The sequence below is a fragment of the Bacteroidales bacterium genome (genome assembly GCA_016709865.1).
In the GTDB taxonomy this organism is placed as follows: Bacteria; Bacteroidota; Bacteroidia; order Bacteroidales; family VadinHA17; genus LD21.
Window position 1 is genome coordinate 15,853 of the sequence record JADJLX010000005.1, and the last position, 11,451, is coordinate 27,303.

Sequence of the window (11,451 nt, forward strand, 5' to 3'; positions counted from 1 at the left end):
AATCGTTCCAATGGAGCATTTTAATCCGAGATTTTGCCTTGTCCTGATAGGGGAGTAGGATTTGTCTTGATTAACAAATTTGTCACGATTTATGGTCCGTCAGCGATTAAGAAATTGTCCATATTATGACGAAAATTTACTTCGAAACCGTTATGCTTAGGCCTTTTCGGCCTAGTCGAATTTGTCACGGAACAGTCTGAGGCTTAAGCATAACGGCCCGGTGGTATAGGGAGTTGCCGTCTATGTCGGGGTTGGCATGAGTTTTTGCACAGTCCCGGTAAGTGGGCAGGATTTCCGTGTCACGATAAAGTTGTCCAGATGACCGAGTCCCGATAAATGAGCAGGATTTGTCACGGTATGATAAAATTGTCAAGATGGCGATGCAAAAACCATGACAACAGCGCGTCGGACGACAGCCCCATAGACTTTGTCACGGTAGCAGGATTACTCACGATACAAAAAGTTTATTAAGTGGGTGTAAATTACGGTGATAGACATTGGGGTGATGAAGGATTGGTCCGGGCTGGCGAAGGCAATTACCTATACCATCCGTGTTAGGCGCCGGAGTAGAATTAAAACTGTCCAGTGAGCAGGATGTTGTCTTTACATTAATTGTCTTTAGAAATAGTGATATTTTGAGCGTTGCAACAGATCACTTTTGATTAAAAATATTGTAAATCAACATTATTTATTTTTCTTCCAGTCCTAGCAACTTCATAATCTCATTAAATAGGTAGGTATTGTCCTGAATTCCACCAAAACTTTCAGATCCTGGACCATATGCAAAAAATGGCACCATTGTTCCTGTATGAATCATCCCGGATACTGCCCATTTTGCTTCAAACATCCCATTTTGAAAATTGCCAGTTGTCAGAGCCATGCCAGATGCTTCCGGTCCACCGGTAACTATTACTACTGTATTCCTATTTCTTTCAGCAAATTCCAGTGCCTTACCAATCGCATTGTCCAAATCGACCGTTTCAAGGGCAACAAGTTCAGCATTTTCTGAGTGAGATGCCCTATCAACAAAAACATCTGCAACAAACAGGAAAAAACCTTTTTTGTTGTTATCCAATACGTTTAAGGCTGTCTGCAATGCATCAGGAAACATGCTTCCACGTCCATCTTTGATACCTGAATTGTTTTGATCTGCAGTGAATCCTGCCAGTTTACCACTTTTAATATTTCTAATACTATCCATTGAAAACACTACCTGGTAGCCTTTGTTACGAAGCTCTGTAACCAGATTTCTTCCATCCTTGCGGTTGATAAAGGACCGAAGACCGGCTCCAATAAAAACGTCAAGATTGTGGGTAAGATAAGAAGCTGCAATATTTTCCATTTGCATCCTGTTTGCTTCATGTGCTACAAAAGGTGCGACACCTCCTTCAAGCAGAGTATTGGCTGAAACAATTCCAGTTGATATCCCTTTCTCCTCAGAATATTCAATGATCGATTTAATTGGTAGAGTATCTATATCAACAGAAACTGCGCCATTAAAACTTTTTATTCCAGTTGCTAATGCAGTCCCATGGTCAGGAGCTCCACCATTTAGACTGTTTGTGGTGTGTGTTAAGAGAAATCCAACATTCTTGAATTTATTGAGATTTAATTGACCTTTGTTTGCAATAAGACCTGCGTGCCACTGTGCCACACCCATTCCGTCTCCTACTATTAAAATTACATTTCTGTTTTTTTGGCTGTAGACTTCATTACTCGCTGTAAAATAGATTACAGAAAAAATCCCTATTAAAATCACACTTTTTGCAGTTTTCATGTTGGCAATACTTTTTCGTGTCGAAATTATTCTCAAAAAATTTCACCAAATGTAACATACTAGTTACTTTTGTACAAGTACCTACAAAAAGGTAAGTACCTGATTTAATGTTTATATTATTATAAATCAATGAAAAAAAATCAAGAAGAGATTAGGATATCCGACGAAAATTGTCCTGTTAGAAGAACATTAAGCTTATTAGGGGGCAAGTGGACCTTGCTAATACTGTTCCAGATAAACAATCGAGTCATTAGATACGGTGAACTGAAGAGAGCTATTCCTGGGATAAGTGAAAAAGTTTTAATACAAGAATTGAACTCACTAGTAAAGAATAATCTGGTAGTTAAGAAGTCTTTTCCAGAAATCCCTCCAAAAGTTGAATATAGTTTAACAAAGAAGGGACTTAGTACATTACCTATAGCAGAAAAACTGACAACTTTTGGTTTAGAAAATTTAATGTCATAATGAGCTATATTATTATTAAATGGGACTATTTGAATAATAAATATAATGTCACAGATACGAATTTATCAGGCTTTGACGGATTTCTGATTTTCTGTTAGGCGCCGGAGTTTCTAAATCCCGGCAGATGAGCAGGATTTGTCACGGTACCAATAAACTGTCCCAATGTCCAAGTCCCGATAAGTGAGCGAAAGTTGCCCGTCAAGATATAATTGGATAAGAAGTGCAGGAACCAAATAGAACACACGAAATATTATTGTCAAGATAAATTCTCAAACGAAGACGGCATGGGGCGGAACGCAAACTCTGACGCCTAACGGCTCGGTGGTTAGGATTAGTTGCCGGCTGTGTCGGGGCTGGCGAGTTTTTTGCAGGTCCCGATAGATGGAACAGAGCTGTCACGTCAAGGTAGATTTAAATAGTGTAGTTGCAAAAAACTTGACAGCTCGTGCGTCAGCCGGCAGGCCCATAGACCTTGTCACGGTAGCAGGAATGGTCAAGGTACAGAAAGTATAATAAGTAGCTTTAAACATGCTCTTAAAGACTTTGGGGCTATTACGGAATTGTCCGGCCTGCCGAAGGCAATTAAGCCTACCATCCGTGTTAGGCGCCGGAGTAGAATTAAAACTGTCACGATGAAACGAATTTGTCACGGTTGAAAAGCCCAAAAAATGAAGGTGATCCACTACATTTTAATTTCAATTCTTTGTTATGTTCATTTTGATTGTGAGATCTTTTGAAGTTGTAGTCCCCATACTAATAGGTGCTACATCTAAAAGACTGAAAGCATATTCTCCAAAGTGAATGGGATGACTTGAGTTTGGATCTTGATATAACACTGTATCCACAAGATTATTTGACTGATTGAAAGTGATAAAAATGTGAACTCCACCGGCTATTGCACAGCGTGCTCCTGGAGGACATCTTGAATCATTTAGGCTATTAATAGTAAATGATAAGTCACTGGTTACAACATATTTAATTCCCATATGTAAATTATCTGATATGCCCATTTTTATTTTTTCACAGCCTGATAAGAAAAGAGTCATGGTAAGAAGAACACACAATTTTGTTTTCATAGCTTAATATCGCATTATAATAGTTTTATGACACACCAATTTACGAATTTATCAAGCAAAAACGAAATTGTTTTTCTGTTAGGCGACGGAGTTTCTAAATCCCGGCAGATGAGCAGGATTTGTCACGATACCGATAAACTGTCCCAATGTCCAAGTCCCGATAAGTGGGTGAGAGTTGTCCGTTAAGGTAAAATTAGATAAGAAGTGCAGGAATTATATAGAACACACGAAATATAATTTTCAAGATAAAATTCTCAAACGAAGACGGCATGGGGCGGAACGCAAACTCTGACGCCTAACGGCCAGCGGGTTAGGATTAGTTGACGTCTGCGTCGGGGTTGGCATGTGTTTTTGCACAGTCCCGATAAATGAGCAGGATTTGGCTGTCATGATAAAATGGTCACGATGGCTGAGTCCCGATAAACGGCGCAGATTGCTCCGGGTGCAAAAGTTGGCAGATGGCGATGCAAAAACCATGACAACAGCGCGTCGGCCGACAGCCCCGTAGACTTTGTCACGGATGCAGGATTGCTCCCGGAGCAAAAGCTTAATAAGTGTGTGAAATTTATGGTGATAGACGTTGGGGTTATGAAGGATTTGTCCGGGCTGGCGAAGGCAATTAAGCCTACCCGCTTGTTAGCTGGCAGGGCAAATGTCCGGGTGGAAGATATTCTCAAGTTGTGGCGTTTTAAAAGTCCCGGTGTAAGAAGTGGATTTGGCATTGATGTCAGAAGTAATCAAGCGGCGAGATGTCCAAATGCAAATGTTTTGGAATTCAAATAATCTCTAACAAAAATTAGAGTCTTTGGATAGTTGTGTGCTAGTATATGTAATAAGCGTTTTGGGAGTGTTTTTTGTAATTGTAATGTTTGGAAACGCTTATTACATGTACTAGGCCGGTTAGCTGCAGGGCAAATTTTGTGTTTGTCATTTTGTAATAAATGCCTATACTTTAGCCGCCTGTTCGGCTTAGTGGCAGGGACGGGCCGGAAGGCTCTTTACGCAAAAACAATTTCAACTGCTTAAGAGATTTTTATTTTGCGTAATGTGCCTGACGGCAGAAGGGACGGTTTGGCTATTTTTTCTGAGAAAGCCTTGAGCATAAAATAACAGGTCCTTTGAATTTTATTGTTCACTGGTTTAGATTAGTTGTTAAAATCAAATTTCAACAGATCATCTGGCTCAATCGCCTGCCTTGCTTTAGATGCTTTACTAACCGCTCCGAAAAACCCGGCTTTGTTACTCATATTGCTGTATACAACGATTGGTTGAGCATAAATATCATCTTCAATAATTTCGTTTGTGAAAGATGATGTTATAAACGCAAACAGATCTTTTGAAATTGAGTATAGTTCTACCTCATATTCAGAAAAGTATTTCTTATTTGGGACTAATGCGTTGGCATCCTTTCTGACAGGAACTTCGATCTTTAAGCTATAATCTGACCCGTTGAAAACCTTATCTGAGAATACCCGCGGCTTCAGATCAGAACTACTGAATGGCTCCTTTATTGAGGTTCTGTAATCGGGCATAAAGTTAAATACCGGATCACTCAGAGGGACCTGCTTTCTTTCCTCAGAATATAATGTATCGTATATGTTCCCATAACCGGGCATTGGAAAAGAGTATTGAGTAAGGTAATATATTGCCGATACAAGATAGAAATCGTTCGAAACTGGATGGTCGCTAAATGATATTGTGAAGCGATAAAAGTCTTCAGAAGAAGTAATTTTGGTAGAATTTATCGAAGATATTGAAGCCGGAAGAGGTATAATTGTTGAGCCGCTTACTTCATCAAAACCGGAGGCGTCTACTTTAATTATAATTGAATCGCCTGCTTCAGGTACTGCACTAAAAGAGTTTATCTTAAAAAATTGTCTGCCTGCTTCAAAGTTTACAGTAGTATCGAGACACAATACAGATCCTGTTTTATAAAGAGTTAGACGGGTTACACCAATTTTTTTTGATAACGGCCGAATGAGGTCCATTGGTTGAGATAGGGATATCTCTAGACCTTCACCCGAGAAGTATGTGGCAAATGTTATTACTTTCTGAGCCGGAATTTCAGGTACGATATCAGATTTTCTCATTGAATAATCGGAGATAAGAAATTCACAGGAGTTAAGAAAAATGGAAAAAACTAGTATGATTCTTATCACCCTCTTCATCTTAGTAGTTTAGTTTATATGATATTGAAGGAAGAATGCCAAAAAGGCTGGCATTATATACCGTACCTGATATTATTCCTCTGTAGTAGGTGTTTTTTCGGTTATAAGCATTAAAAACTGTAGCAGAAAACGTCTGTTCCATTTGAGGATGTTTACGAAGTTGTTTAGTGTATGTGATTCCTAAGTCCAATCGATGATACGGAGGCATTCGTGAGCCATTTTTTGTTTCAAAGATCTGTGATTGCGGTATGAAAAGCAATCTGCCGGAAGGACCCTGATGCGACATTATTGAAATCGGTTCTCTGTAATAAAGCGGGAAACTATATGGAGCACCTGTATTGAAAATCCAGTTAACTCCCAGCTTAAAATTCTGGTTGAGCTGATAGTTGGAAGTTAATGAAAACTCATGCCGTTTATCAAAAGAAGAATAGAATTCAATTCCATTATTAATGTTTTCAAATTTCCTTTTAGACCACGATAAGGTATATGATAACCATCCATTTAACTTACCGATTTTTTTGTGCAGGAAAAATTCTGAACCATAAGCATTACCTGATCCCAAATCTACTTTCTCTTCCCAACCATTAACAGGTGAATTAATACTGGACCCTTCTTTGTACAATACCAGGTTATTCATTTCCTTATAGTATGTATTATATGAGAAGCTGTAAGCCTCATTCAATTTATACTCGGCTTCAAACCCATATTGGTAAGCTCTTTCAGGTGGTAAATTTCGGTTTGACGGAATCCATAAGTCAGTAGGTAATTCCAGAATTGAGGATCTAAGAAGGTGAAAATACTGATTTGACTTTAAGTAAAAGAATGTTAAAGAAGTATTAGGTATTGCTATTATTGTGCCGGATAAACGGGGTTCAGGGAAAAGAAAATTACCATTGTCTGAATTTAAAGATGTTAGCCTTATGCCAATATTATATGAAAAAAACCTTGATACTTTGGAGTCAAACTCAAAATACCCGACCGATTCAACTAAGTCAATTGGTTTGTTTCCAAATGATTCACTTATTGTCTCTCCCGTCTCAATATTTTTATCGTAGAAAACAGATTGTCCTGGTTTAAACCTGTGAAGTGTAGAACTTAAACCGAAGTAGAGGCGATTTGAACTTTTTGGAATAAACTGCCAGTCAGTTCTTGTGCCGAAATCATTTATAAGTGATGTGAAGGAAAGTTCGGAGCGATATGTATTTTCACCTTCTTTGAATTTGTCATAGCTATGCCTATCGAGATAAAATTTCGAAACATACAGAGAACTGCTGAAAGTAAGAGAAGGCCTCAGAATCTTATTCCATTTTGCCGAGATTATGTTATTACCCCATTTATAGCCTTCATCGCGACTCATCGTACCAGAAATACCATTATTTGTGTATTCAAGAGACTTAGCGACATTGTAATACTTGTCTTTTGATGTAAAGAAGCTTATTGTAAGCTTATCACGTGGTGAGATATTATGTGTCACTTTCCCTGACAAGTCACCAAAGTAGTAACCTGTGCGCGGCTTTTTTGCGATCAGATTATATGGCAACATAAACAAATCAATCATTGACCGGCGGGCAGCAAGGCTATATGTTGTCTTATTTTTAATTGGCCCTTCCATAATAATACTGCTGCTCATCAGACCAATTCCAATTTCCCTCTGGTGTTTATACTTATTTCCCTCTTTTAACGTAATATCAACAATTGATGACAATCTACCTCCATATCTTGCAGGCATGGCTCCTTTCATAAATCTGACGGACTGAATTGCTGATTCATTAATAACTGAAAAGAGGCCATAAAAATGTGAGTAGCTGTAAAGAGGAATATCATCAATGAGAATAAGATTCTGATCCTGATTCCCGCCTCTGACTATTAACCCTGAGAATCCTGCCCATGTACTGTTTACACCGGGAAGCATTTGTATAGTCTTTAAAATATCGACTTCCCCGAGCATGGCAGGAGATAGTTTTATTTGTTTGATTGGAATGTCGGTTACTCCGAAATTTCTAAACCTTGTGCTTTCTGATTTGCTGGAAACAATTTTTACCTCATCAAGTTGATGACCCTGGATTAGTGTAACAAAAATGGAGGTATCCTTTTTTGAGGTAAAACTGATTTGTTTACTTGAATAACCTATATAAGATACAGTTAGATCGATGCTGCCTGGCAATAATGAAACACTAAAATAGCCTTCATTATCTGATACTGTGCCATTTTTATTGTCACTTGACAAAATATAGGCTCCTACTATTTTTTCTCCGTTAATTGAATCTCGGACAAAACCAGAAATCCTCACGGATTGAGAACTACTTACAAGAAAAACAGACAGTAAAACTGAAATTAAAGTAAAAAGTTTGAAATTCATAAATCAAAAATACAAAGCGTTTAGGGTTTATGCAACCCTAAACGCTTATGATATTATTTAAATATTAGTATGGTGGTTGTGTAGAAAATGTTACAATTATATTGTCCAATACCTGGGCTGAATAATCCTCAGGAAACCAATAAGCAACATAGGTTGAACCTAGGTTTTCAGTCCTATTTCTGATACTGAAATTCAAATCTATTGATGATGCAGCTTGAATGTCAACTGTACCAATCTTTATAGGAATTTTGGTACTAAAGCTTAGCCCTTTCCAGCCCTCAAGCCAATTTGGTGCATGATATTCTATGAAAGTAAAACTAAGCACCTGATGATAGAAATAATTATCCCAGTTTCCACCACTTAATGCATCCAGATTAAAACCGTATTGAGCCTGAGGATAATCATAGCTTCTAGGAATAATTTCTTCAAATACCGTTATAAATTCTTCACGATAAATTATAATTGGTTGGGTAGAACTTGGAGTAGGTAAGTGTGCAAGGCTTACTTTTACTTCTGGAGTTCCAAGATACCAATACTCAAACTCAGTTATATTATAGAAGTAAATATTTGTAAGGTACAAGTGTTCTGTATATGTACGATATGGATTATAAACAATATCTTCCAACGGTCCTGAATTTGTACTCCCATTATAAGCTCTGATACTATATTGATATTTTGCTCCTAATTCTTTTGTGGCAAAATCTGTATAGCTTCGGCTCCCAGCTGCCAAAGTTGCTATATCGAAAGGAAGATCCCCATTTCCCATTTTTCTTGCCTGAATCTTGAAACCAGAAATATTAATATTTGTAGGATATACCCAGGTTAGGTGGATTTCATTTGGGCCATAAGCATTAATTGTCGAGTTTGTAGGTGCAGCAAGGCCAACATTTACTACATCAACAATTATTGTAGGCGAGTAATATGAATACATTTCTGAAAAGTCGGGATTAATCCTTTTTGTCCTTAAGCGATAAATGTACTGATAACCAGGCACGATGCTGTCATTATCAAAATATGTATCAGAACCATTAATAGCAAAAGTCTCATATACCAATTCCCAATAACCTGACACTTCTTTTTCTACCTGGATATAGTCATTATACCCATACTCAGCTGGATAACTCCATGATATCATATTATAGCTATTCAAGTATTGACCTGCGACGTCATCAGGAGGATAGACTTCGTACGGGTCTAAACTCTTTGAAGTTTTCTTAGGTTTTGTAATAGTTTGACTTAATGAATTATCAAGGTTCGTATTCTTGTCATAACGTGGATCAATATCCCCATTTATGTCGGACCTTTCATTCAAATTGATTACTATCACCGGTACTTTAGGAAAGGTTTTTCCATCAATTATCCCCACTTCTCCTTTATCGTTGATTGTGGTAAGGATATTACTATCATCATTATTAGTTTGTTCAAGAAAGCTACAATTGGGATGTCAGTATTAGCATCCCACTTATCTATATTGACAGGCATGGATAATTGTAGTTGTTTAAAGAGCAAGCCAAAAGATTCAAGTTTTTCTTGCTTCTCTTCAGCCGGCATTTGTAATTTAATGCCTTTAGCAATTTTCTTAGAGATTTTTTCACCTTTAATCTCTTTTTCTTTCAGGTTTTTAAAAATGACATCATAATCTCCATCAATTTTATTCAATAACTCTTGTTTCAGCATTATGCGAAAATCTAAATCCTGAAGCGCGTTTGCAGTACCAAAAGCCAATTGTTTTAATCCCTCATTGTATAATTTTGTAAGATTTTCAGGGGTATAGTCACCCCAGGAGTGAGATTTTATTTCTGTTTCACCAGAAAAAAGTTGTTGATCAGTCCCTTTAGTTTCAATCTCTTTCTCACATGATATTGAGAAAGAAATCAGAAGAAGCATAATTAGTTTAATCTTTTTCATTTTTGTAAGTTAAATTAGACATTGAAACAATTTTATAGCTATCTGTAACAATGTTAATTAGTTTCAACTCACTTACCAATACTGCAGTAGACGGATAGCACATGGAACCGATGAATTGTATAACAACATGCTCCATTTGCAAAAAAATAGGATATTTGGAATATACATAGTTCTAGAAAATAAAGAAATTTAGCTGGATGGCACATATCCTATATGTCAAGAAGCATTAGATTATCTTTAAAAGTCTTTTTCTTTAATCTAGATAATGGTATAATCTGATTTAAATCTTTAAGAATTATTCCTTTATTACAGAAACATTCAACAGATTTGCAATTAATGATGTAAGAATTGTGACATCTATAAAAAACTGGTTCTGGCAAGAATTTAAGATACCATTTTAAATAGTGTGAAGTCTTTATGAGCTCCTTTGTATTTAGAAGAATAAAAGTTGATTTATTTTCTGCTTTTATATAAACAACTGTTTTCAGGTAAATAAATCTTGAACCTCTTAAAGTTGTGACTTCAAAACAATTCTGGTTTTGCAAGGAGTTTTGGTTCATAAAATCGGATTAATAATTAATACTTCTACTTAAACATTTATAAAAAGTGCTTCAAGAGCAGGATTAGACTAAATATAAAATCAAGGAAAACTGTCTTATAGGGAGCTGATTTGAAATATATTATTGAATTTATTTATAAAGCTTCTGTAAATGTTTTGTTTGTGCCCAGTTGGTATGCTAAAAGAAGGATTTTGTTGATTTTTGTAATTGTAATTCAGTAACTTCGATTACTGCTTTAGCCTGTTGACCTGATGAGTAGGATTTAATGCAAGAAAGATTCTTTACTGGCCGAACATCGCTAAAATGTAACATTTATGCAAGCTTTCGCCCCGTCAGTCCCATCGGAAAAATGGCACTAACAAGACGAAACAGTAGCGATATAAACTTAATCATCAGCAATATATAAGATCAATATTTTTGCTGATATGCTTTTTTATTGTGTTTTAAATGTTTTAAAACTGTCTAGTATTAATGTTCTAGGATTGCAACTCCAAGAAGTAACTAACATCGAATGTTGTATTTGCTGTTATGCATAAAATATGTGATGTAAAATGTCTGTTTTGTCGTTATAGATTTCATCTCTGTTGCTACGTGTCAAAAACAGTCATTTTGTGACATGAAAATTCGAGTTATTTTTGAGCATAAGAATAATATATATTCATTCTAAATAATTTAAGCATTTTGTAATGCTAAAACTCTATATTGCTACGTCTCAAAAAATGCCTTTTTGTGACATGGGAAAATGAATTATTTTCAATTTTTCATGAAATACATATTCATTCTAAATAATATAGTGGAGAGAATCATGGTATTCCTTGAGGATATTAAGCCTCTCAATCGTCCAATGCATGGGTTGTTTAGTGTTGTAAGCTAAGAAGATAGGATGTATGCTGGCTATGTTGAATCATCGTCAAGTTGTACAGACATGAAGGTCTCGATAAACCGGGAAGGGATTAGCACGGTATAAAATAGTTGTCAAGGGTTGCCAAATTTCGGGAAAGAGGGCTGGTTTTGTCAAGATAGGATAAAGCTGTCAAGAGATGCCAAATCCTGGCAAGTGGGTAGTAGGATCTGCCATGATATGCTTAAATTGTCACGAGATGCCAAAGTCCCGGCAAGTGGGCAGGGTTTCTCATGG

Annotated in this window: 9 protein-coding genes; 2 read left to right on the forward strand and 7 right to left on the reverse strand. The window is 36.7% G+C overall.

Annotated elements, in window-relative coordinates; all coding sequences use genetic code 11:
• Window positions 1-688: 688 nt before the first annotated feature.
• Window positions 689-1,777, reverse strand: a complete 1,089-nt coding sequence (locus IPJ16_08785; GenBank protein ID MBK7627269.1) for an alkaline phosphatase — start codon at window positions 1,775-1,777, stop codon at window positions 689-691.
• A 129-nt stretch (window positions 1,778-1,906) separates the two neighbouring features.
• Between IPJ16_08785 and IPJ16_08790 the strand changes: the two genes are divergently transcribed.
• Window positions 1,907-2,242, forward strand: a complete 336-nt coding sequence (locus IPJ16_08790) for a helix-turn-helix transcriptional regulator (GenBank protein MBK7627270.1) — start codon at window positions 1,907-1,909, stop codon at window positions 2,240-2,242.
• A 695-nt stretch (window positions 2,243-2,937) separates the two neighbouring features.
• On the opposite strand, the gene IPJ16_08795 is transcribed toward IPJ16_08790, so the two are convergent.
• Window positions 2,938-3,318, reverse strand: coding sequence for a hypothetical protein (locus IPJ16_08795; GenBank protein ID MBK7627271.1), 381 nt, complete (start codon window positions 3,316-3,318; stop codon window positions 2,938-2,940).
• Between the two features lie 567 nt (window positions 3,319-3,885).
• Between IPJ16_08795 and IPJ16_08800 the strand changes: the two genes are divergently transcribed.
• Window positions 3,886-4,101, forward strand: a complete 216-nt coding sequence (locus IPJ16_08800) for a hypothetical protein (GenBank protein MBK7627272.1) — start codon at window positions 3,886-3,888, stop codon at window positions 4,099-4,101.
• 362 nt (window positions 4,102-4,463) lie between these two features.
• On the opposite strand, the gene IPJ16_08805 is transcribed toward IPJ16_08800, so the two are convergent.
• From IPJ16_08805 to IPJ16_08825, 5 genes are all read right to left on the reverse strand, one after another.
• Window positions 4,464-5,486: a DUF4249 family protein gene (locus IPJ16_08805; GenBank protein ID MBK7627273.1), complete on the reverse strand. Its 1,023-nt coding sequence runs from the start codon at window positions 5,484-5,486 to the stop codon at window positions 4,464-4,466.
• A gap of 1 nt (window position 5,487) precedes the next feature.
• Entirely contained in the window at window positions 5,488-7,845 is a 2,358-nt protein-coding gene (locus IPJ16_08810; GenBank protein MBK7627274.1) for a carboxypeptidase-like regulatory domain-containing protein, read from the reverse strand.
• Between the two features lie 64 nt (window positions 7,846-7,909).
• Window positions 7,910-9,211, reverse strand: a complete 1,302-nt coding sequence (locus IPJ16_08815) for a fibronectin type III domain-containing protein (GenBank protein ID MBK7627275.1) — start codon at window positions 9,209-9,211, stop codon at window positions 7,910-7,912.
• The gene (locus tag IPJ16_08820; protein ID MBK7627276.1) at window positions 9,202-9,753 is read right to left on the reverse strand and encodes a hypothetical protein; all 552 of its coding nucleotides are present in this window, start codon (window positions 9,751-9,753) and stop codon (window positions 9,202-9,204) included. The genes IPJ16_08815 and IPJ16_08820 overlap by 10 nt, the downstream gene beginning before the upstream one ends.
• Before the next feature lie 209 nt (window positions 9,754-9,962).
• Entirely contained in the window at window positions 9,963-10,313 is a 351-nt protein-coding gene (locus tag IPJ16_08825) for a LytTR family transcriptional regulator DNA-binding domain-containing protein (protein MBK7627277.1), read from the reverse strand.
• Window positions 10,314-11,451 lie beyond the last annotated feature (1,138 nt).

Bases quoted from the DNA above. Each gene is read 5' to 3' on its own strand.
- IPJ16_08785 (MBK7627269.1), bottom strand. From the start codon at position 1,777: ATGAAAACTGCAAAAAGTGTGATTTTAATAGGGATTTTTTCTGTAATC.
- IPJ16_08790 (MBK7627270.1), top strand. From the start codon at position 1,907: ATGAAAAAAAATCAAGAAGAGATTAGGATATCCGACGAAAATTGTCCT.
- IPJ16_08795 (MBK7627271.1), bottom strand. From the start codon at position 3,318: ATGAAAACAAAATTGTGTGTTCTTCTTACCATGACTCTTTTCTTATCA.
- IPJ16_08800 (MBK7627272.1), top strand. From the start codon at position 3,886: ATGGTGATAGACGTTGGGGTTATGAAGGATTTGTCCGGGCTGGCGAAG.
- IPJ16_08805 (MBK7627273.1), bottom strand. From the start codon at position 5,486: ATGAAGAGGGTGATAAGAATCATACTAGTTTTTTCCATTTTTCTTAAC.
- IPJ16_08810 (MBK7627274.1), bottom strand. From the start codon at position 7,845: ATGAATTTCAAACTTTTTACTTTAATTTCAGTTTTACTGTCTGTTTTT.
- IPJ16_08820 (MBK7627276.1), bottom strand. From the start codon at position 9,753: ATGAAAAAGATTAAACTAATTATGCTTCTTCTGATTTCTTTCTCAATA.
- IPJ16_08825 (MBK7627277.1), bottom strand. From the start codon at position 10,313: ATGAACCAAAACTCCTTGCAAAACCAGAATTGTTTTGAAGTCACAACT.